The organism is Phytohabitans flavus, from assembly GCF_011764545.1.
In the GTDB taxonomy this organism is placed as follows: Bacteria; Actinomycetota; Actinomycetes; order Mycobacteriales; family Micromonosporaceae; genus Phytohabitans; species Phytohabitans flavus.
This window is the reverse complement of the sequence record NZ_AP022870.1, coordinates 9484779-9507043: the sequence shown is the minus strand read 5'-3', so window position 1 is coordinate 9507043 and position 22265 is coordinate 9484779. Positions and strand designations below refer to the sequence as shown.

The 22265-nt window shown below is 69.6% G+C and carries 15 protein-coding genes and 2 pseudogenes; 9 read left to right on the top strand and 8 right to left on the bottom strand.

Annotation, left to right across the window (positions count from 1 at the left end; translation table 11 throughout):
• The first annotated feature begins 17 nt into the window (after nucleotides 1-17).
• The 6 genes and pseudogenes from fxsT (Pflav_RS42320) (at nucleotide 18) to Pflav_RS42300 (ending at nucleotide 7095) form a co-directional block, all read left to right on the top strand.
• Nucleotides 18-2672, top strand: coding sequence for an FxSxx-COOH system tetratricopeptide repeat protein (gene fxsT / locus Pflav_RS42320; protein WP_173042072.1), 2655 nt, complete (start codon nucleotides 18-20; stop codon nucleotides 2670-2672).
• A pseudogene (locus Pflav_RS48270) lies at nucleotides 2644-2934 on the top strand (tetratricopeptide repeat protein); the annotation flags it as partial. The gene fxsT (Pflav_RS42320) and the pseudogene Pflav_RS48270, both read left to right, overlap by 29 nt.
• Nucleotides 2880-3941: an FxSxx-COOH system tetratricopeptide repeat protein gene (gene fxsT / locus Pflav_RS42315; RefSeq protein ID WP_173042071.1), complete on the top strand. Its 1062-nt coding sequence runs from the start codon at nucleotides 2880-2882 to the stop codon at nucleotides 3939-3941. The pseudogene Pflav_RS48270 and the gene fxsT (Pflav_RS42315), both read left to right, overlap by 55 nt.
• A 109-nt stretch (nucleotides 3942-4050) precedes the next feature.
• Complete coding sequence (locus Pflav_RS42310; RefSeq protein ID WP_173042070.1) at nucleotides 4051-4251, top strand: hypothetical protein; 201 nt, start codon at nucleotides 4051-4053, stop codon at nucleotides 4249-4251.
• Nucleotides 4252-4271: 20 nt separating this feature from the next.
• Nucleotides 4272-5426, top strand: coding sequence for an FxsB family cyclophane-forming radical SAM/SPASM peptide maturase (locus Pflav_RS42305; protein WP_173042069.1), 1155 nt, complete (start codon nucleotides 4272-4274; stop codon nucleotides 5424-5426).
• A 310-nt stretch (nucleotides 5427-5736) separates the two neighbouring features.
• Nucleotides 5737-7095: an aKG-HExxH-type peptide beta-hydroxylase gene (locus Pflav_RS42300; RefSeq protein WP_232072560.1), complete on the top strand. Its 1359-nt coding sequence runs from the start codon at nucleotides 5737-5739 to the stop codon at nucleotides 7093-7095.
• A gap of 548 nt (nucleotides 7096-7643) precedes the next feature.
• On the opposite strand, the gene Pflav_RS42295 is transcribed toward Pflav_RS42300, so the two are convergent.
• The 5 genes from Pflav_RS42295 to Pflav_RS42275 all read right to left on the bottom strand — a co-directional run bounded on the left by Pflav_RS42295 (nucleotide 7644) and on the right by Pflav_RS42275 (nucleotide 16538).
• Nucleotides 7644-8426, bottom strand: coding sequence for an IS5 family transposase (locus Pflav_RS42295; protein ID WP_173038893.1), 783 nt, complete (start codon nucleotides 8424-8426; stop codon nucleotides 7644-7646).
• A 1340-nt stretch (nucleotides 8427-9766) separates the two neighbouring features.
• Nucleotides 9767-10990, bottom strand: a complete 1224-nt coding sequence (locus Pflav_RS42290) for an IS110 family RNA-guided transposase (protein WP_173032861.1) — start codon at nucleotides 10988-10990, stop codon at nucleotides 9767-9769.
• A gap of 344 nt (nucleotides 10991-11334) precedes the next feature.
• On the bottom strand, nucleotides 11335-15252 hold the full coding sequence (gene fxsT, locus Pflav_RS42285) for an FxSxx-COOH system tetratricopeptide repeat protein (RefSeq protein ID WP_173042067.1): 3918 nt from the start codon (nucleotides 15250-15252) through the stop codon (nucleotides 11335-11337).
• A 45-nt stretch (nucleotides 15253-15297) separates the two neighbouring features.
• Nucleotides 15298-16107, bottom strand: a complete 810-nt coding sequence (gene fsxC / locus Pflav_RS42280) for an FxsC protein (protein WP_173042066.1) — start codon at nucleotides 16105-16107, stop codon at nucleotides 15298-15300.
• The gene (locus Pflav_RS42275) at nucleotides 16107-16538 is read right to left on the bottom strand and encodes a toll/interleukin-1 receptor domain-containing protein (protein ID WP_173042065.1); all 432 of its coding nucleotides are present in this window, start codon (nucleotides 16536-16538) and stop codon (nucleotides 16107-16109) included. The genes fsxC and Pflav_RS42275 overlap by 1 nt, the downstream gene beginning before the upstream one ends.
• Nucleotides 16539-16757: 219 nt before the next feature.
• Between Pflav_RS42275 and Pflav_RS42270 the strand changes: the two are divergent.
• Nucleotides 16758-17922 (top strand): annotated as a pseudogene (locus tag Pflav_RS42270) (cytochrome P450).
• Between the two features lie 70 nt (nucleotides 17923-17992).
• Here the strand turns inward: Pflav_RS42270 and bioD are convergent.
• Nucleotides 17993-18724: a dethiobiotin synthase gene (gene bioD / locus Pflav_RS42265; RefSeq protein ID WP_173042064.1), complete on the bottom strand. Its 732-nt coding sequence runs from the start codon at nucleotides 18722-18724 to the stop codon at nucleotides 17993-17995.
• A gap of 16 nt (nucleotides 18725-18740) precedes the next feature.
• On the bottom strand, nucleotides 18741-19877 hold the full coding sequence (locus Pflav_RS42260) for an 8-amino-7-oxononanoate synthase (RefSeq protein ID WP_173042063.1): 1137 nt from the start codon (nucleotides 19875-19877) through the stop codon (nucleotides 18741-18743).
• A gap of 35 nt (nucleotides 19878-19912) precedes the next feature.
• Between Pflav_RS42260 and bioB the strand changes: the two genes are divergently transcribed.
• Nucleotides 19913-20908, top strand: a complete 996-nt coding sequence (bioB, locus tag Pflav_RS42255) for a biotin synthase BioB (RefSeq protein ID WP_173042062.1) — start codon at nucleotides 19913-19915, stop codon at nucleotides 20906-20908.
• 11 nt (nucleotides 20909-20919) lie between these two features.
• Nucleotides 20920-21150: a biotin synthase auxiliary protein BsaP gene (bsaP, locus tag Pflav_RS42250; RefSeq protein WP_173042952.1), complete on the top strand. Its 231-nt coding sequence runs from the start codon at nucleotides 20920-20922 to the stop codon at nucleotides 21148-21150.
• 60 nt (nucleotides 21151-21210) lie between these two features.
• On the opposite strand, the gene Pflav_RS42245 is transcribed toward bsaP, so the two are convergent.
• Nucleotides 21211-22164 (bottom strand): GGDEF domain-containing protein, encoded by a 954-nt coding sequence (locus Pflav_RS42245; RefSeq protein ID WP_173042061.1) that lies wholly within the window; start codon nucleotides 22162-22164, stop codon nucleotides 21211-21213.
• Nucleotides 22165-22265: the final 101 nt, after the last annotated feature.

Genomic DNA, 22265 nt, shown 5'->3' with positions numbered 1-22265 from the left:
CCTGTGAAGAAAACATGATGAGACTGAATCCCGACACCGCCGCGGAACACCGCAACGGGCGGATCATCACCTTCTACTCATTCAAGGGCGGCGTCGGGCGGACCATGGCGCTGGCGAACGTCGCCTGGATCCTGGCCAGCACCGGCCGGAGAGTCCTTACCGTCGACTGGGATCTCGAGTCGCCCGGGCTCCACAAGTACTTCGCGCCGTTCCTTGTCGACCGGCACCTGCGCAGCTCGCTCGGCGTGATCGACGCCGTCCGGGACTTCGCCCGCAGCGGTACCCAGCCCGGGGTCGGCGACCGGACGCGGGACCAGCGGCCGGAAGACGTGCACAGCGCGGCGCAGATCCGGCGGTATGCCTCCTCACTGGTCCGCTACGACTTCCCCGGCGGCGGCTCGATCGACTTCGTGCCATCCGGGCGCCAGGATCGGGCGTACTCGCATTCGGTGAGCACGTTCAACTGGGACGACTTCTACGAGCGGTTCGACGGCGCGACTTTCCTCGACGCGCTCGGCGAGGACATGCGCCGGCACTACGACATAACCCTGATCGACAGCCGTACCGGCCTGAGCGACAACGCCGGGATCTGTACCGTCCAGCTGCCTGACGCGGTCGTCAGCTGCTTCACCATGAACAATCAGAGCATCGACGGCGCCGTCGCGGTGGCCAACTCGATCCGGCACCACCGCGGCGACGGCATCCAGCTCTTCCCGGTACCAACCCGGGTCGAGGACGGTGAGCTGGGCAAGCTGGAGCGCAGCCGCACGTATGCCCGGCAGCGGTTCGAAGAGTTCGTCCGCCTGCTCGGCCACTCGGATCCGGAAAAGTACTGGGGCCTTGTCGAGATCCCGTACAAGGTGTTCTACGCGTACGAGGAGACGCTGGCCACCTTCGGCGACCGCCCTCAGCTGGAAAACTCGCTGCTCGCCGCGTACGAGCGGCTGACCAGCGAGCTTGTCGGCGAGCCGATCGAGTTCGCCGCCCCGCCCGAGCCGCTGCGCCGCGCCTGGCTCGCGGAGTTCGAGCAGCGCGGCTCGGCCGAGTCCGACCCGCTGATGATCGCGTATGCGCCCCGGGACCGGATCTGGGCCGAGTGGATCGCGTCCCAGCTGCTCCAGGTGGGCCAGCGCAGCACACTCCAGGACGTCAACAGCCCGGCCCTGCTGGACAAGGCCGCGCGTGCGCTCGTACTGCTGTCCCGGGAGTCGGTGCGGCTGGCCCACACCCAGCGGTTCTGGCAGGCCGCGCTCGCCCGGGACACACCCGGGCCCGGCCGGTTCGTCGTGCCGGTACGGCTGGAGGGCTTCCGCGTACCGACGCCGTTCGACGACCGGGAGCCGGTCGACCTCTTCAACGTCACGGTCGGCCACGCGCGCGAGGCGCTGCTCGGCAAGCTCGGCCTCCGCGACGCCGCGCTCGCGATCTCCACGCCGACGGTCACGCAGGGTCCGCGGTTCCCGGCCGAGCCGCCCCGGGTCTGGCGGGCTCCGGCGCGCAACTCGTCGTTCACCGGGCGCGACGCGGTCCTGGAGCTGCTCCGCGAGCGCCTCAGCGCGAGCACCGCCATGACCGGGCCGGTCGTCCTCCAAGGCTTCGGCGGCGTCGGAAAAACACAAATCGCCGTCGAGTACCTGCACAGGTTCGCCGCCGACTACGACATCGTGTGGTGGATCTCCGCCGACCAGCCCGCACTTGTCCGCGCCGCCCTCGCCGACCTCGCGAGCGAGCTTCAGCTACAGGTCGCCGGCACGGCCGCGGAGCAGGTCCAGGCCGTTCTTGAAGCGCTCCGCCTTGGTGAACCCTCGCCACGCTGGATCGTGGTCTTCGACAACGCGGACGACCCGAATCTCATCCGCGAGTTCATCCCCTCTGGACACGGCGACGTGATCATCACGACGCCCGGCCAGGAGTGGGCCCGCGAGGCCTGGACCCTGGACGTAAACGTTTTCGAGCGTGCCGAGTCGGTGGAGCTGCTCGCCCGCCGGGTCACCACCCTGTCGCCCCCGGACGCGAATGAGATCGCGGAGAAGTTGGGCGACCTGCCCCTCGCGGTGGAACAGGCGGCCACCTGGTTGGCAACGACGGCGATGACCGCGCGCAGCTACCTGGAACTGCTGGACGAGCATCTACCGCGTATCCTCAACGAACCCCCGCCCCCGGCTATCCCCACCCGGCCGCCAACACCTGGAGGCTGTCCCAGGAGAGACTCCGAGAATCCAACCCCGCCGCCGCGTACCTGTTGGAGCTTTTCGCGTTCTTCGCCCCGAACCAATTCCAACGCGACTGCTCGACAGTCCGGGCATGATCGAAGCGCTTGTGGCGTTCGATCCCAGGCTCCGGGACCCCCTCCTACACGGCGCGCTCATCCGCGATATCAATCGTTTCGGTCTCGCGCGGGTCGATCCGGCAATTCCGGCAATTCGGATCCACAGACTAGTTCAAAGCGTAGTCAGGAGCGACCTCGCCGCGCCAATACAACAGGAAAGACGGACGCAGGTGCAGATAACGTTGGCCGCCGAACGGCGCGGCGACCCGGAGTCACAGCAAAACTGGAATGTCTACGACAGGCTCCGCCCCCATTTGGAGCCGTCGGGCAGCCTAGACTCCGACGATCCCCAGGTGCACGCGCTCATCAGGGACATGGTCCGTTATCTGCGCGCTCGCGGTGACCTACAGGGCAGCAAGGAGCTGGCCGAACGCGCCGTCGCGAGCTGGCTGCCCCGGCTCGGCGAGGACCACACCTCCGTGCTCGTCATCCGCCGGGAGCTGGCCAGCACGTTGCTCGCCTTGGGCGGATTCGCCGAGGCCCGGCGGACCTACGAGGACATCATCCCTCGGCTGGCCGGCACGCTCGGCGACAAGGATCCGTACACGCTGTGGGCTCGCCGCGGTCTGGCCGGCGCGCTGCGTGGCCAGGGCCAGTACCACGCCGCCCACCGCATCGACACCGAGACCTTCCCGAGTGGCGGATCACGTACGGCGAAGATCACGACCAGACGCTCCGCTCGGCGAACAACTTGGCCGTTTCCTTCCGCCTCGTGGGGCGCCTTCAGGAGGCCCTCGAGCTCGACGAGGAGACTCTGCGACGGCGCGACAAGTACACCGGCTCCTCGCAGGCCTCGACCCTGGAGGTAGCCACCCGGTACGGCCGGGATCTGCGGGACGTCGGCGAGTTGGAGCGGTCGCAGGAGCGGCTGGAGAAGACGCTCGCCACCGCGCGTGAGGTCTTCGGCTCCGACCACCGGGTCACGCTCACCGCGGCGAAGAACCTCGTCGTGACCTGGCGGCGGCGCGGCCGGCTCGACGAGGCGTACGAGCTGATCACCACGACCAGCCACGGCTACGAGCGCACCATGGGTCCGCGCCACCCCGACGCGCTTGCCTGTGGTCTGGAGGTCGCCTGCGTCCGCTCCGCCCGTGGCGACCACGACGAGGCATGCCAGCTCACCGAGGACGTGCTGTCCCGGTACAACGAGATCCTCGGCCCCGACCACCCGTTCACCCTCGCTGCCGCCAACGACCTGGCCATCTTCCGGGCGCGCGCCGGCAACAACGCGATGGCTCGGCCGCTGATAGAGGACACCGCGGGCCGGTTCGTCAACGCCCTCGGGCCGGACCACCCCTATACCCTGGTGTGCCAGATGAACCTGGCGAATGCCCACATCGCGGCCAAAGAGGTCAGCGAGGCGCTCCGCCTCGACGAGCACTGCCTCCACCATCTGTCGGCGAAGTTCAAGCGTGAACATCCAACCGTGCTCGCCGCCGCGGCAAACCTCGCCGTCGCGATGCGCGAGATGGGTGCGCAGCAGGAGGCGGCGGCCCGGCTCGCCGAGGTGGCCGAGACAGCGGCCCGCGTATTGGGGCCCACGCACCCCAACACCATCGCCATACAGCAGGGCACCCGGATCAACAGCGACATCGAGCCGGCCGAGACATAGGAAGCACCCCACCGTGTGGCGGTGGGGCGTCGAGCACGGTCGCGGCGCCCCATCGCCAGACGGCGGGTCAACTTCGTCCATCCGGGACTCCCTGCTAGTGTCATGGCCCGTGGACTGGTCCGGTGAATCGGGCAGTGCAGTCGCGTCCCTAGATACTGACGTCGATGGCTGCCTGTTCAACCTCGAGAGCATCTCTTTACAGCAACTCACACAGCTGCGGTCTTCGGTGATGGCGGAGATCATCACGCAGGCGATGAGTCGGGCGGGGCAGGGCGACGATCTCGCCGCACCGTTCCAGAGTCACATCTAACCGACTGCCAGGCGTGCGCCGTGACAACGCCCGCCCGCCAACTGGTCCTCAAGCTCCACAGTAGATGCAACCTTTCGTGTACCTACTGCTACGTTTACGAGCATAACGACCAGAGCTGGCGCCGCCAGCCACGTACGATGTCGCACCAAACTGTCGATCTTGTAGCGCGGCGGATCGCCGAGCACGCCGGAGAGCGGCGGTTGCCGCGATTCACCGTCACGCTCCACGGCGGCGAGCCGCTCATGGCAGGCGCCGAGCTGATCGAGTACACGGTTACCACGATCGCCGCCGCCGTACCGCCTGAAACGCGGGTCGACTTCACGATCCAGACCAACGGGATACTGCTCACCGCCGATCTGCTGGAGCTGTTCGACCGGCTGGGCCTCCGGGTCGGCGTCAGCTTGGACGGCGGCCGCGTGGCAAACGACCGCCATCGGCGCTTTAGCAACGGCGGCGGGAGCTACGACAAGGTCCGGGAAGCACTCACGCTCATCCGGCAGGAGCGGTTCGCGCACCTGTTCAGCGGCCTGCTGTGCGTAGTGGATCTCCGCAATGACCCGCTGGACGTGTACCGCGATCTCGTGGCGTTCGCCCCACCGCGAATCGACTTCCTCCTGCCCCACGGCAACTGGACGACTCCTCCGCCGGGGAAGGAGCCGGCGAGCCCCAGCACTCCGTATGCCGATTGGCTGATTCCCATATTCGATCTCTGGTACGCGGAACCACAGACGGTGGACATCCGGCTGTTCTCTTCGATCATGGCGCTGCTCGTCGGTGAGCCGAGCCGGACCGAGGCGGTCGGCCTCAAGCGGTCGGCCGCGCTGGTGGTCGAGACGGACGGCTCGATAGAGCAGGTCGACAGCCTGAAGACCACCGCGCCGGACATGGCCGCGACCGGGTTCGACATCGACACGCACACCTTCGACCAGGCACTCGCGCACCCCGCGATCGAAGCCCAGTACCGCGGATTGTCCGGCTTAGCACCAGGCTGCCAGCGATGCCCGATCGTTTCCGTGTGCGGCGGTGGTATGTACGCCCACCGCTACCGTGACGGCGATTTCCTCAATCCCACGGTGTTCTGCGCCGACCAGCTCAAGCTCATCCAGCACATCCGGCGGCGGCTCTTCGCCGATCTGGAGGCCCTCCGCGGAAGCACCGCCACCACGGCAGGCTAATCTCCCCGATGTGGACGCGCCCGGCGACCTGCCGACTTTTCGCCTGAGCGGCGCCGATTTCATTAGCCTGGGCAGCGGATATGGCACCGACGCTGCGCTTGGGGTCCTTTCCTCGTTCGAAGCGTCCAAGCGACTGATCCTTCTAAAAGGGATCTACGAGGCGGCGTCCAGCCACGAGGAATGGAAGGCAGCCCATCTCGCTGACGCGTGGGACCTGCTCTTGGACGTCATCGATCGGCGGCGGGACATCCGCGAGGAGGTCCTGAACCACCCATTTGTCGAGGTCTGGGCAACCCGCTCTCTTGGCCGCATGGAAGATTCCCGAGCGGGCCTGGATTACCTGTCCAGCCTTGCGGCGGCGGCCGCGATCCGAGCCGGTACCGACTTCGAGCTCGTGATCACCTCGTCCACCTCGGACCTGTTCCTCCCGACGGTCGGCCTCGCGTACGGCCTCGGCCCCGGCAAGGTCACGGTGCGCTTCCGCGGCGGCGACCTCACCTTCGCCGGCGCCGACACGACCGTCACCGTGCCGGCACCGTACACAGAGGACACACCGGGCTGGTGCGCGTCCCGTCGTGTGACGGTGGAATCGCCGGCGGGACGGCTCACCGTCACCCTCGAAGACCTCGACCCGTACCGTAACTGCTTCGGCCTCCCGGTGACCCCGCGTCTCGACCAGGCGGCGACGTCCGAGCTCGCATCGACGCTGGAGGCGTCATGGCGGCTCATGGCGGCGGATTATCCGGAACACGCGGCGGCCGTCTTACGCTGCGTACGCTCGCTCGTCCCGCTAGTGCGACCAGCGACCGGATCGACGAGCGGCTCGGCCCAGACCGCGTTCGGCGCGGTGGCGGTCTCCCCCGCCGACCCCGCCGGGCTGGCACTCCTGCTGATCCACGAGACGCAGCACGTGAAGCTCGGCGCTGTGCTCGACTTCGCGCGGCTGTTCGTTCCGGGCGACGGGCTCTACCACGCGCCGTGGCGGGCCGACCCTCGCCCGGTCCGGGCGCTCCTACAGGGCGTCTACGCCCACGCGGGCGTGGCCGACTTCTGGCGCGTACGGCGCTCCCGGACCGATGGCAACCAGGCCCGGATGGCCGACTTCGAGTTCGCGTACTGGCTCGCCCAGAGCCGGATGGCGGCCCGCGAGTTAGCCGGCTCCGACGAGCTCACGCCGGTGGGCGAGCGGTTCATCCGGTCACTGATCGGCACCTTGGACGGCTGGGCCGCCACGCCGCTCGACGCCACGCTCGCCACCGGCGTCGAGGACCTCATGACGGCCGTGGCCGTACGGTGGCGACTGGACAATCACCGGCCAGAGCCGGACGCGGTCGCGAGCCTTGTCGCCGCGTGGCAGGACGGCCATCGCTGCCCGCCGCTCGGCGCGGCCTCCGTGCCACCCTCGGCCGACGGCAGACCAGCCAATGTGGACGGCCTAGCGGCGCAGGTGCGGGCACGCCTCACCGCCACCACGCCGCCACCGGCCGATCCAGGCGACCAGGCCTATCTGGAGGGCCGGCTCGGGGACGCGATCACGGCGTACCGGGCCGCGGCGACGGACGTACCCGAAGACCCGAGGGCTGGGTCGGGCTGGCCGTCGCCGTCCGGCGCGCCGGTGACCCGGACGCGGCGCGGTCCCTTGTGGAACGCCCCGACCTGGTCCGGGTGATGTCGATCGAGCTGCGCAAGACGGGCCGGCCGGCGCCCCCGGACGCACTTGCCGCCTGGCTGGCCGCCGGCCTCCAATAGAGAGCATTGGAGTCAGGGGTGGCCTCGGCGTCTTGTCGCGGATAAAGATCCAAAATCAAGGAGAGTCGGGCTACCGCGATGTCCGCCGTGGTCCAGACCGCATGCCACTCAGCCTAGTTTGATCAAGGCGATGACTTGGGCGCTCTGCGCGGAGTGCGGGCTTTGGGGAAATCTGTTGCTGCCAGAGCGGCCATAGCGTTCCCCGGAGTGGTTTCCGGCGCCGAGTCTGCGCCCTCCCGACGGAAACTCTGGATCTAGTCGACTTTCTGCCGTCAGGACGACAGGAAGTCGACTAGATCTCGCGGGCTTGGCCACAGCAGCACCTTGGGCATGACGCTTGTCCGGTTCGTCCGCATGTCACAGGCTTCAGAATCGTTGATCGGCACGTCGGGCTCGGAGCACACCAGCGATCGCGGTATTTAGCTGTCGCTATAGAGCCTGTGTCTGAACTTGTTGGGGTGGGTTGTGTTAGGGGTGTCGGGCTCGTCGTCGGGTCATGGTGAGGATGGCGGCCCAGTGGGTCATGGTTTCGTGGTGGTCGGTGAGTCGTTCGTAGTCGCGGGCGCAGCGGCGTCGTCGGCTGGTCCAGGCGAAGGTGCGTTCGACGACCCATCGGCGGGGAAGGATTTGTAGGCCGCGGATGGTGGGGTCGCGTCGGACGATCTCGATGGTGATGTCCCATAGTTCTTTCGCGGTGGTGATCAGGGCGTCGACGTGGTAGCCCTTGTCAGCCCACAGGTGTGTGATGCCGTGTCGGTCGGCGTCGGCGAGCAGGGCTCGGGCGGCGTGTTGGTCTTGGACGTTGGCGGGGGTGACTACGACGCCTAGTAGGAGGCCGAGGGTGTCGACGGTGATGTGGCGTTTGCGGCCGTTGACGCGTTTGTAGGGGTCGAAGCCGCTGGTGGAGGTGGGGACGGTGGCTTCGGCTGTTTCGGCCACGGATTGGGAGTCGATGCAGCCGGCGGATGGTTGTGGGTTGCGGCCCAGGGCTTGGCGGAGGTTGGCGCGGAGTCGGTCGGTCAGCTCGATCGTGTTCAGGTTGTCTGACCAGCGGGCGAACAGGCCGTAGACGGTCCGCCAGGGTGGGAAGTCCGCGGGCAGGGCCCGCCATTTCACACCGTTGTCGACCAGGTAGAAGATCGCGTCCAGGACCGCACGCCGGTGATGGCGTTCGGGTCGGCCACCGGAGGGCAGTTGGCAGGCCGGGACCGGTAGCAGCGGCTCCAGGATCGCCCACTGGGCGTCGGTCATGTCGGTCGGATACCGGCGGGTGCGAGTGAGACAACCGCACTGGCACGACACCGCCGTGGCAGGCTTGGCCTCGGTGAGCTGGGCAGGGTTCAATGACATCGCGGGCTCTTGAGGGTGGGTAGGTGTAGGAACCGTCTACCTATCAAGAGCCCGTACCCATACCCCCCACGCCACGCCGAACACCCCTAACACACCACCACCAAACCAGTTCAGACACAGGCTCTATAGAGCCTGGCGCGTAATTGGGCACAGGCTCGATGTCAATCCCGCCGCGAGCGGCTGGAATTCGCCAGGCATCGACGCGCAGGCACCATCGGTTGCCGGGTTTGCCCCATATATTCTTTTGCGAATGTAGATTCTAGAACGTCTTGTGTACTATATCGACCCTAAACGTTCTAGATCTACTTCGATCCGACCGCAACGACCAAGCTGGCGGACTTGACGAACAGCGCACCGCCAATTACGCGCCAGGCTCTATAACCACAGCTAAATACCACGATCTGCTGGATAGCGTCCGGGTGAGCGTTCGCGATTCGGCCGGCTCTGATCGGTGCGCGGATGGGTGGGGGTCGCGGCCTCACCGCCGGCGATGCCAGCCGTGGAGTGCCAGGTACGGCCGGGTTCTTGGGCGCGCCAGGACGGCCCAGGATGGGGCTGACTTCATGATCGACTTATGCTGAATGGCATTGGGTCCAGACCGTCGCTCGCGCAGCCTCACCCGCCGCCGTTGGGCAAGCTCACCCCAGGTCGTCGACCGACCACGACCTTCGCGGCCGGTCCGCACTCCGGCCCAACCTTTGACCTGGCTCGGCGATTGGGCGGGGGTCCATCCGAGGCAGACACGCGCCCAAGGGCGCTCGGTTTACTTTGATCGACGCTACGACGGACCGCCGTCTGGCAGATCGTGGTACCTAGTTGCCCTTGGAGAGCCTGTCGCAAAATTGCCCGACTACAGCGTGTGTCGAGAAAAACACGGCTGTGTCCGCCGCTGGCCGCCGAACGGCGGCCGGCGAGGGTCAACGAGACCCTCATTTCAAGCGAATCTGGCGATTCTGCGACAGGCTCTGGAGGGGCGGTTGGGTACCACGATCTCTCGCTTACACCAACCCCACCGCGCCGATCAAGGGAGCGGGTCTGCGCGGTCGCTGCGGGATCAGCATCACCAGGCGCAGAGGGCCCACCTGGCGGCAAGGTCGCCGCTGATCGCCGGCGCGGCCACTCTCGGGAAGCGCCGGCGCACCCACCTCCTTGCCCCGCGTCCGACGGCGATCCCGGGTCGGGGTTGGGGTTGGGCTTGGACCGCGGACGTGGCAGCGCAGACATCCCATGTGGATTTGTTGTCAAGCGGCAGTGTCAAGATCTTTTCTGTGGTGTGCCCAGGCGATGTCTTCGCTGTATGGCTTGCCTGTTTTGAGGCATCCGTGGAGGATGCCGACGAGACGGTTGCCGAGCTGGCGGAGCGCGGCGCGGTGGCCGACGCCTTTGGCCCGGAGTTGGTCGTAGTAGGTGCGGGCGCCTGGTGAGTTGTTCAGTGCGGTGAAGGCCTGCTGGCCGAGGGCGTCGACCAGCCTGTCGTTGTGGACGTAGCGGGCCAGCACAACCTTCTTCTTGCCGGACTGGCGGGTGATCGGACTGGTCCCGGCGTAGTTCTTGCGTGCTCTTGCGTCGGCGTAACGCTGTTTGTCGTCGCCGAACTCGGCGAGCACCCGGGCGCCGAGCACGACGCCAAGGCCGGGCTGGCTAAGGTAGACCTCAGCGTCCGGGTGCTCGGAAAAATGGGCCTCGATCTCCTTACCCATGGTCTTGATCTCGGCGTTGAGGGTGCCCAGGATCGCCACGTGCGCGCGCACGGTCGCGGCGAAGGCGGTAGCCACTACTGGGGGCTGGCCCAGATGCTCGGCCCGCAACGCGGCCGCGATGGCCTCGGCCTTGGCTGCCCTGCCGTGGCGGCGTGCGCGCTTGAGCGCTTCGTTGATCCGTTCGGTGCTCAGCGCGGCGGCTGCGGTCGGTTCCGGCGCGGCGCCCAGCAGCTCAAGGGCCTCCGGGGCGGTGAGATCGTCGAAGGCGACCAGCGCGGCCGGGAAGAACTCACGCAGCGCGTGACGCAGCCGCAGCATCTGCCGGGTACGGTCCCAAATCAGCGTCTTATGCACACGGGACAGGACCTTGACCGCCTCGGCCTGGGCGCTGTCCCCGGCGACCGGGCGCAGCTGGTGGCGGTCGGTGCGCACCATGTCGGCCAAGGCATGTGCGTCACCGGTGTCGCTCTTGGCACCCGACACACCACGACGCTCACGGTACCGGGCCACCTGCAGCGGATTGATCGCATAAACCTGGTAGCCGGCCGCGATCAGCGCCTGCACCCACGGGCCGCGGTCGGTCTCGATACCGACCACCACCGTCGCCTCGTCGTCCTCACCCAGGTGCTCGCCGATCATCGCGTGCAGCCGCCCGATACCCGCCACACCCTCAGGCAGCTTCGCCCGGCCCAACACCCGGCCCGTCTCGTCTTGCAACTCGACGTCGTGGTGATCCTCCGCCCAGTCATCTCCGACGAACAGCAAACTCGACTCCAATCCATAGCGGACAGATCTGCTCCGGCGAGCCTGCGGAGAACTACCAGCGACCTAATAAACGAGTGCTCACGCCACAGTCAGCGAGGCACGACATCCCATCAGCGGTCCTGTCTCCCGACCACCAACGGGGGCACGATCTGCGCTGAGGACTCAACGTCCTGGTCAGGGAAGTGCTCACCCGCCGGCGGCTACCGGAGCCGAGTATGACTGCCGCCCTACCCGGTTGCTCTTATTAGGTCGGGGATCTCGGCGAGCGCCAGCGAGCCGCCGACCTGCGCGGTGCCCGCGGGAGCATACGGTCAGCGACTGGCGCGGACCGGGGCAAATATCGATCAGACCTCCGGCGGGTCGATGTCGCAGTTGAGCCGGACACCGTTGCGGATCGCCGCGGTATTGGGGTGGTCGGCGCCGAGCACCCGCATCGCCCGCGCCAACTGCTCCTGGATCAGCTCCTGCGCGCTGGCTCGGTCGCCATTGATGCGGCGGCTGATCGCGAGGTTGTTGGCCGCGGCGATCGTGTCCGGGTGGTCCGGGCCGAGCCCTTCCGGGCTGGTCAGGCGGGGGTAGATGTCCTCGTCGATGGCGAGCGCTTCCGGGTACTGGCCGAGGTCGTACAGGGCGTTCGCCCGGTTGACCAGGACGGCCAGCGAGTACGGGTGGTTGCGACCCATCGCTGTCTCCATCCGCTCCGCCACCCGTTCGGCGAGCTCGCCGGCCTCTTCCGCCTCGCCGAGCCGCCGCAGGAAGATCGCCAGGTTGTTTTCGCAGGCGAGCGAGAAGAGGTGGTCGACGCCGAACTTCTGGCGGTAGCGGGTGAGCGCCTCCTCCGCGGTGCGCCGGGCGCCGCGGTCGTCGCCGAGGGCGGACTGGTCGCAGGCGAGGTTGCTCACGCAGGCGAGGGTGTGCGTGTGGGAGCGGCCCAGGACCCGGTCGAGCCGCGCCAGCGTGTCCTGGGTCAGCCCGTGGGCGTTCACCACCTCGCCGAGCTTGCGCAGCGTGACCGCCAGGGTCTTCGCGGTCCGCAGCGTGTGCGGGTCGTCCTCGCTGCGCACCCGCACCTCCTTCAGGTCGCGCACGGTCTCCACGAGCAGGTCACGCGCCTCCTGGTAGCGGCCGACGTCGCGCAGGCAGCGGGCGTAGTTGTGTGCGTTCTGGAGCGTCGACGGGTGCTTCGGCCCGACAGTGGCCCGACGCCGGATGAACGCCTCCTCGCTCAGCCGGACCGCGCCGGTGAAGTCGCCGACGTAGAGCAGCGAGAGGGCCAGGTTGTTGACCGCGTTGACGGTGCGCTGGGCATCAGCGCCCAGCACTCGGGTCGACCGGTCGACGCCCTGCTCGTCGAGCTTGCGCGCCTCGGCGTACCGGCCGAGCCCGCGCAGGTCGGCCCCGAGGCTGCTCATGGCGCCGATCGAGTACGGGTGGTCCGTCCCGAGCTGCTCCACCAAATGCCGGAACGCCTCGTCGTGCTGGGTGTGCGCCTCTCCGTACCGGGCCTGCGAGCGGAGCGCGTTTCCGAGGTACACCCGCATCCAGAGCGTGGTCTGGTCCTCGTCCCCCTCGCGCGCGGCACGCCAGGAGTCGATGGCTTCCCGGGCCAGCTCCTCGCTGCCCTGGTAGTCGCTGATCCGCACCAGGTAGTTGGCCATGTCGATGATGAGCTGCCGGACGGTCGCCGTGGTCGACTCCACCGCGCCCGAGGCCCGCAGGTGCAGCCGCAGCTGGGCGTACTCCGGCCAGTAATCCGGGCGGTCGGGGATCTTCGGGTTGTTCGCGGCGAGGATCTCGTGGACGTGATGGCGGTTGGCCACCCGCTCCTCTTCGGACAGTTGGCCACGGATCACCGCCTGCACCAGCCGGTGCAGCTGGAGCGCCGTGTGCCCGGTGTCCACGCTCGCCAGCGCGTACCGGCCGATCTCCTGCACCAGCCGCCCCTGGAGCAGCGGCTCGTTCAACGAAGGGTCGAACGGCAGCAGCACCTCGACGAAGCGCTCGCTGTTGATCAGGCGCATCGGGATCGGCTCGGGGCCGAAGAACGCGCAGAGCTCCAGCAGCTTCGCCGCGGCGGGCATCTGCTCGCGCAGCCGCTCCAGCGACAGCAGCCAGGTCGCCGCGGCGGTCTGTGGGTACCCGGGTGGCGGGTTTTCGGCCAGCACCTGGGTCAGGCGGGTGTCCAGCAGCTTCAGATAGCTGTGTACCGGCATCGCGGTGGTCGCCAGCCAGGCCCCCGCCTGCTCGATGGCGAGCGGCAGGTCACCGAGCTTCTCGGCGAGCTGGTCGGCCTCGCGGTCGGATAGCTCACCGACCCGGCTGCGGAGCAGGGCCATACTCTCTTCGCGACGGAACGCGCCCACCTCCACCGCGCTTGCCTGGCGGCTCCAGTCCACGTTGCGGGAGGTGAGCAGGATGTGGCCGGTGCCCTGCGGCAGGTAGGAGAGGATCGCCTTGGGGTCGTCCGCGTTGTCGTACACGAGGAGCCAGCGCCGGGTGGGCTCGCCGCGGCGCAGCGCGTCCAGTACGGCGTCGGCCCGCTCGGCGACGCTCTCCACCTCGGGCAGGCCGAGCTTGCCGGCCAGGTCGGCGAGCGCGGCACGGACCAGGCCCGGCTGCTCGGCCGAAATCCACCAGATCAGGTCGTAGTCGGCGGCGAAGCGGTGCGCGTACTCGATCGCCACCTGGGTCTTGCCGACGCCGCCGAGGCCGTAGAGCGCCTGCGGCACGACGACGGTCACGCTGGCGGCCAGCCGGTCCCGCAGGCCCTCCAGCAGCGCGGTACGGCCGGTGAACGTGACGTTCCGCTGCGGGACGTTCCAGATCGGCGGCTGGTCGGCCGGGTAACGCGGCGCGGCCGGGTCCGGTGGCGTCTGGGGTGCCTGTAGGCCGAAGGCCGCCAGCAGCGCTTCCCGGGCCCGCTCCTCGGACAGGTTGGCGAAGTCGATGGCGGGCTGCCGGTCGCCGTACGGAGCCGGCACGCGGGTACCGTCCGTCCGCGCGGAGAGCAGGAACCGGCCGGCGCCAGCGGGGTCGCGGGCGGCGACCAGGCGCCAGAACTCGGCGGAATTCGGCGCCTTCGTGTAGTCCTGGGAGAGCAGCACGAGGACGCGGTTGACCGCCCTCGCCTGCTCACGATCGCCGGCCGGCTCGCCGGAGTCGACCGAGAAGTCGACCTGCTGGAGCACCGAGCGCAGCCCCGCCCGGCCGAGCTCGCTGCCCACCCACTCGGCCCACGTACGGTCGATCGACGCGTAGCTGATCAGCACGTCGGTGACCGCGGGCGGCTTCGTGCGCTCGTACTGCGCCAGGACCTGGCGGCGCTTCCGCTCGTCGAGCGCCGGGAACTCGGAGACGTCGCCCAAGGTGATCGCATTGGTCAGCCGCTCGAACGAGGCGAGCAGCGAGTACTCCTGGCGGGACCGCTCGCCGAACACCGCGAGGATCTCCTCGTACGCGAAGAACGGCTTGTACGGGATCTCGACGTCACCCCAGTACTTGTCGGCCGCCTCGGCGTCGAGCCCCAGGTACGGCCCGAAGCGCAGCCGCGCGTAGTCGCGCCCGGCCTCGAGCTTGAACTGCTCGGCGTCCTCCACCCGCATCGGCACGGGCCGGATCAGGATCGGCTCGTCGCGGCGCTGGTTGGCGACCGAGTCGGCGACCGATGCGGCGCCGTCGATGCTCTGCTCGCTGAGGGTGAAGCAGTCCACGACGACGTCGGGGAGGTGGACCGTGCAGATGCCCGCGGTGTCGCTGAGCCCGGTACGGCTGTCGATCAGCACGTAGTCGTAGTGCTGGCGCATGTTCTCCCGGAGGGCCTGGAGGAAGATGCCGCCGTTGAGCCGCTCGTAGAAGGCCGGCCAGTCGAAGGTGCTGACCGCGCTGGAGTACGACGGGTCCTGCTGGCCGGCCGGCAGCAGGTCGATCACCCCGTCGTCGGGGAAGTGCCAGGACAGTGAGACAGCCTCGCGCTCCACGTCCGCGTACCGGCGGTACCAGTCGTCGCTTTCGAACGAGGCGTGTGGGTCGACCGCCGCGGACGCGAAGTCGCGGATGAGGTCGATGACCCCGCGCGAGCTGCGCAGCTTCTTGTCACTGAGGAACGGGTGGAAGTAGCGGTGCAGCCCGGGCGACTCGAGGTCCCAGTCGACGGCGAGCACGCGCTTACCGTTGGCCGCGAGGATCCAGGCGACATTCGCCAGTGCCATCGTGCGGCCGGTGCCGCCCTTGTACGAATAGAACGTAAGGATGCGGCCATTCATGGCGGGGGCTCCCGAGGGTGGGGACGAGGGGGACGGCGGGGGGCGTCAGGGGCCTTGCAGGATGGGGCGGTTGACGGTCTGGCCGGTGGGTCGGTTGTGGACGGTGCCGCTGGAGAAGACCCGGTTGCGCGCGGCCTCGAGCACGACCTGGAGGTCCGCGTCGAACGCCTGGTGCGTGAGGATGCTGGACCGGAACATCACGTCGTCGCCGTGCACGGTGCGGCGGAAGAAGATCGCCCTGAGGGAGTCGGTCAGCTGCCGCCGGTGGACCTGTGCCTGCTGGTCGTCGTGGTTGAGCGGCACCATGATCGCGGTGACCGGCTCCTCCACGTTTTCGTCGAGCTGGTTGCACTCGGCGAGCGCCTGGCGGTACTCACGGAGCATCGTGGACCACACGTCGACCAGCAGGACGATGATCTGGTTGCTCCGGCGGGCCTCGCCGATCTTCTGGGCCAGCCCGGCCGTGTCGGCCACATCGGAGCGGAAGCTGCGCCGCTCGGCCACGGTGCGGGCGAAGTCGGCGATCGGGACGGCCAGCGTCGGCCGGTACGGCGCCCATTCCACCGACGTGGCGCCGTAGTACCGGATGTCGCGCTCGACCGTGGCGAGGTCGTCGTAGGTGAGCTCGCCCCGTGCCGGCGCCGCCACGACGAACTGCACGTGTCGCGACTGGCCCGGCTGGCTCGGCACCTTCACGGGGCTGGTTTCCGCCGAGTGGAACGCGCTCGGGATGCCCTCGAAGTCGACGTCCATCGCCGCGTGCGGCACCTGGTGCGCGTCGGCCGTCTGCACGATCTGCCGGGCCAGCTCGACGATGAGGTCGTAGTAGCTGTCCTGGTTGCGCTGGAGCCGCATCAGCTGGCGCAGCCCGGTGCGCGCATACGCCTCGGGCAGGGTGTCGTTGTGGTACTGGAGTGAGGCGACGGCGCTGGGCAGCTGGGGTGGGGCAGCCAGAGGAGCGGGAGCAGCGCCGAGGGCGTGACGCCGACCTCCCTCTCGTAGCGCCGGATTCGATCTGAGAAGACGGCCCACTCTCGACCGCACGGCTCGCTCAGCAGATAGCGCGGCGACACCAGCGCGATGAACGACTGGCATTGGGACAGCGCGTCGACCAGCCGCGGCGACCAGCTCGCGCCGACCTCCAGGCTGTGCACATCGAAAAAGCCGACTTCCTCACCCGACGCCAAGCCGGCGTGCGCACGGACCTCGGCGGACAGGTCATGGAAAAACTTCTGGACGGAGAGATCGTCGTCACCCCGGGCATAGCTGAGGAAAAAGTAGAGCAAACCCGCCCTCCCGGCAGCGTCGCATCGTCGAGACTCGCCCCGGAGGTCCGATGTGGAAGGAGGCAGACACGACTCTGGGTTGCCCGTACGAACAGCCGGTACGAAATCGCTTGCGGCGAGTATATAGGCGCCGACACAACGCGACGTGTCCGCAATTCGACGTGCCGCCCCAGGTGAGGTCGACACCAGTGGGATCTTCCCCGTGCGGTGCGGGGTAGCGTGGCCGGCGTGCTGTTCCGGACCTGGGAGACGACGCGGGAGTGGCCCGACGTCGCGACCGTCGCTGACCACGTCGGGGTCGAGCACCTCGTCGTGACGCGGCACGCCCTGGTCCGGCAGGTGCTGGCCGACCAGGAGACCTTCCGGCCGGACAACGCGCTCGACGCGCTCACCCCGATCCCCGTGGCCGCCCTGCGGATCCTCACGAGCCACGGCTTCCGGCTGCCGCCCACGCTGGCCAACAACGGGCATCCGAGCCACCCCGCGATCCGGGCGACGGTCGCCGAGGCGCTGCACCCGCGGCGGGTGGAGGAGCAGCGGGCGTGGCTGACCGGCGTGGTACGGGAGCGGGTCGGGCGGCTGGCCGGCGATCTCGAGCGCGGGCTGTCCGTCGACCTGTACGCGGAACTCGCCGCCGACCTGCCGCTGCTGGTACTCGCCCGGCTCGTCGCGCTCCCCGACGCCGAGGCCGCGGTGGTCAAGGAGTTCACCCGGGCGGCACTGGAGCTCTTCTGGGCACCGGTGGCGCTCGACCGCCAGCTCGCCCTGGCCGAGATCGTGGGACGCTTCCACGCCGTACTGCGGGAGTTCGCGAAGGACGGGCCGGGGCTTACCGCCGACCTCCGGGCGGGCGCGGACAGCCTCGACGTCGTGGTGGGCGCGCTCTTCTTCCTCCTCGTCGCCGGGCAGGAGACCACCTCGCAGTTCCTCACGCTGCTGCTGCACCGGCTGGCCGGTGAGCCGGCGGTGCTCGACGGGCTACGGGACGGCAGCGTCGCCGTGGACGACGTGGTCGAGGAGGGGCTGCGCCTGGTGCCGCCGATCGTGACGTGGCGGCGGGTGGCCGCGCGAGACACGGTGCTCGGCGACACACCGGTCGCGCGCGGTACGAGCATCGTGCTGTGGCTGGCGCAGGCCGGGCGCGACGGGTCGATCGTGCCGGATCCGGACGAGTTCCGCCCGGGTCAGCGGGGTTCGCGGCGGCATCTCGCCTTCGGCGCAGGAGCTCACCGGTGCGTAGGCGCCCAGCTCTCCCGCATGGAAGCCGCGGTAGTGGTGGCCGAAACCACCCCCTGCTACGAGACACCGAGGTAGTCCGCCCCCGTGGTGCCCCGACAACCTCTCCTTCCGCATGCCGGACGCCTTCGTGATCCGTGCTGGTTGATCAGGGAGTTGGTGGGGCGCCACGCCGCGCGACACGCCCACAAACTCCCTGATCAACAGCAAGAGAAGGGTCAGCTCGCGTCTTCCGCCCAGACGCGCCAGTCGTCGAGCACGCCGTGTAGCACTGGCGTTAGCCATCCTGGGGCGGAGCGTTGGAAGACGCCCGGGTCCATGGCGCCGGCGCCGTCGGGGAGGGCGCCTACCAGGTTGGGCTGGAGCTCGGCCAGGTTTTCCCAGTGCACCAGCTCCGGCTCGGCGGGCCACGCGCCCAGCACCACGCCGGCGGACACGCCGCGGCGGTCGAGCGCCTCCAGCGTGAGCGCGGTGTGGTTGAGGGTGCCGAGGCCGGCGCGGTTGACCACCACGGCCCGCGCGTCGAGGGAGACCGCCAGGTCGGCGACCGTCCACGGCTCGCCGGACGGGCGCAGGCCCATCGGCACCAGCAGCCCACCGGCGCCCTCGACAAGCACCAGGTCGTGCTTTTCCGCCTCCGCGCGCACCTCGTCGACCACCGAGTACAGCTCCAGCGGCGGCAGCTCGGCCACCCGCGCGGCGGCGAGCGGGGCCAGCGGGTCCGGGTACGACGCCAGCGTGCGGGCCGTCGCCGGGCTGGCCAGCCGGTTCACCACGTCCACATCGGAGGGTGCGCCCGTCGAGGTACCCGTCTGGCCGGGCTTGAGCACCGCGACCCGCAGCCCGGCGGCCTGGGCGGCGGCCGTGATGGCCGCGGTCACCACGGTCTTGCCGACGTCGGTGTCGGTACCGGTCACGAGGACCGCCCCGCGCCAACCATTGCTGCTCATGGCTCGCTCCGCTCGCTCACGGTGCGCACTCCACGATCACGTCGAGGGCCCGGTCGAAGTCGGCCCGCGGCACGCCGACGTTGACCGTCAACCGCAGCCGGGCCCGACTGTCCGGAGTGGAAGGTGGACGGAAGCAGCCTACGGCCACACCGCGGTCGCGGCAGTCCGCGGCCCACGCCACGGCGGTCTCCGGACCGGGCGCGGTGACCGACACCACTCCCCCGGCTGGCGTGGAGACCTCGAGGCCGGCGGCGCGCAGGCGGCGTACCACCGTGGCCGCGCGGTCGGCGAGCTCCGCGCGGCGGCCGTCGGAGCCGCGGGCCACCTCCAGCGCGGCGAGCGCGCCGGCGGCGACGGCCGGGGGTGGCGCGGTGTCGAAGATGAACGTCCGCCCGGTGTCCACCAGGTGCCGGACCAGCGCCGCCGGGCCGGCGACCAAGCCACCGGCCGCGCCGAGCGACTTGGAGAGCGTGGCGGTGACCACCACGTCGGGCTCGCCGGCCAGGCCCGCGGCCGCGGCGCCGCCGGCGCCGGCCGGTCCGATCACGCCGAGCGCGTGCGCGTCGTCGACCAGCAGTAACGCACCATGGCGGCGCGCGGCCGCGTGCAGGTCGGCGAGGGGCGCGAGGTCACCGTCGACCGAGAAGATCGACTCGGTCACCACCACCGCCGGCCGCCCGGGCGCGGCGGCCAGGGCTGCCTCGACCGCCGCGACGTCCGCGTGCGGCGTGACCGCCACCTCCGCGCCCGAGATCCGGCATCCGTCGATCAGCGAGGCGTGGTTGTGGGCGTCCGAGACGAGGAGGGTACGCGGCCGGGTCAGCGCCCGCACCGCGCCGAGGTTGGCCAGGTACCCGGAGGAGTACACGAGCACGGCCTCGGTGCCCAGCCACCCGGCGAGCCGATCCTCCAGCGCGCCATGAGCGCTGGTGGAGCCGCGGACGAGGCGGGAGCCGGTGGCGCCCAGCCCGTACGCGTCGAGCGCCGACCGGGCCGCGGCGATCACGTCCGGGTGGGTGGCCAGCCCGAGGTAGTCGTTGCCGGCCAGGTCGACCACGTCGTCGTCCGGGGACCGGTGCCTCAGCTGCCGGGTGAGCCCCGCCTTGGCGCGCAGCTCCGCCTTGCGCTCGAGCCGCTCCAGCCAATCACTCACGATTCACCTCGCGATCCTCCTTGTAAGGTACGACCATGCCAGAGATCCTCGACATCGCTCGTGCCCAGGTGCTCGAACGCGGCACCGGCCTCGACGAAGCCGGCGTGTTGGCCGTCCTGCGGCTGCCCGACGAGCACGTACCCGACGCGTTGCAGCTCGCCCACGAGGTGCGGATGCGCTGGTGCGGGCCGGAGGTCGAGGTCGAGGGCATCGTCTCGCTGAAGACCGGCGGCTGTCCCGAAGACTGCCACTTCTGCTCCCAGTCCGGCCTCTTCACCTCCCCGGTCCGCTCGGTGTGGCTCGACATCCCGTCGCTGGTGGAGGCGGCCAAGCAGACCGCGGCGACAGGCGCGACGGAGTTCTGCATCGTGGCCGCCGTGCGCGGCCCGGACGAGCGGCTCATGAAGCAGATGCGCGAGGGTGTCGCGGCCATCAAGGCCGAGGTGGACATCCAGGTCGCCGCGTCGCTGGGCATGCTCAGCCAGGAGCAGGTCGACGAGCTCGTCGAGATGGGCGTGCACCGGTACAACCACAACCTGGAGACAAGCCGCACGTACTTCCCGAACGTGGTCACCACCCACTCCTGGGAGGAGCGCTGGGACACCCTGCGCATGGTGCGCGACTCGGGCATGGAGGTGTGCTGCGGCGGCATCCTGGGGCTGGGCGAGACGGTGGAGCAGCGGGCGGAGTTCGCCGCGCAGCTGGCCGAGCTCGACCCGCACGAGGTACCGCTGAACTTCCTCAACCCCCGCCCCGGCACGCCGCTCGGCGACCGCCCGGTGGTCGAGGGCAAGGACGCGCTGCGGGCCATCGCCGCGTTCCGGCTCGCCATGCCACGGACGATTTTGCGGTACGCGGGCGGGCGCGAGATCACGCTCGGCGACCTGGGCACCCGCGACGGCCTGCTGGGCGGCATCAACGCCGTGATCGTCGGCAACTACCTGACCACGCTCGGTCGTCCGGCCAGCGCGGACCTGGAGCTGCTCGACGACCTGAAGATGCCGGTCAAGGCCCTGTCGGCGACGCTGTGACGGCGAAGACCGTGGAGAGCGACGCCGGGACGACGCGGACCGTGGAGGGCGAAGCCGCGCTCTGGTGCGATCGCTGCGGCGAGCGGGCGGCTGAGGGTGACCACGCCGCCTGCGCCGCCGCGCGGGAGCTGGAGCCGCCGCGCTACTGCCCGGCTTGCCGCCGCCGGATGAAGGTACAGGTGCTGCCGGCCGGCTGGTCGGCGGCATGCGTCGAGCACGGCACGGTGCGCTCGGGGTACTGAGGCGGGTCTCGAACCCATGCCGTCACTACCGCCCAGCCGGGGCGGTGGTGGCGGTCGCGGTCACGACTCGGACGTCTCCCGGTCCAGGTGTGGATCGGCCTCCGAGCGGATGGCGAGGCAGTCCGCGGTCATCGTGTCGACCATCGTGCCGGCGCCGTCGGAGCAGCGGTAGCGGACCAGGGCGGCCCAGTCGGAGGCGCCCTCGACCACGCCCGCGCGGCGGATGCCGTCACGGTGCACCCAGACCGGATCACCCGCCCGGTACGGCACAGCGGGCGCCGACGCGATAAGACTCAGCGGGGCGGCGGTGGAGACAGCCGGCTCGTACGTCACCGCGCGGCCGCCGCCCTCGGTGGCCACGACCCAGGTGATGCCGACCTTGCCGGTGGTGCGCGCGTGCCGCTTGGCCCGGAACATCGCCTGGTCCGCGCGGCGCAGCAGGTCGGGAAGGTCAGCGGGGTCCTCGGCCGGGACGACGCCGATCGAGGCGGTCACCGACAGCTTGCGGCCCGCCACGTCCATCGGGGGTGCTATCGCCGCGCTCAGCGAGGCGGCCACCTCGTGCCACCACGCCTCCGAGGCGTCCGCGCGCGGCGCACACGGCAGCGCGGCGAACTCGTCACCGCCGAACCGGGCCACCAGGTGGTCGCCGAGGCAGGCGGCCATGCGCCGCGCGATCACGCAGAGGACCTCGTCGCCGGCGTCGTGCCCGTAGGTGTCGTTGATCGGCTTGAACCCGTTGAGGTCCAGGATCAGGACGGCCGTCGAACGCTCGTCGCCGCGCAGCAGCGTCGGGGCGAGCGAGTGGAAGAGGCGGCGGTTGGCGAGTCCGGTGAGTGCGTCGTGGCCGGCCATCCAGCGGAGCGTCTTGCGCTCCTGCTCGAGCTGGTGGACGTGCGCCTCAAGCTGGTCGATGCGCGCTTGGAGACGGGCGGCGTCAGCCTCGGTCCGCAGCTGCCCGCCGGCCGGCGGCACGCCGCCCGTAGCGGCGGCGGCGGAATCGAGGATACGCATCGACCATCCTCTCAAGAGTGCGGCCAGCGAGAAGCCGTAGAAGCGGTACGTGGCGATGAGGGGTTGCCAGGTACCGCAAGGGAATCATGACAGTTTGCCGA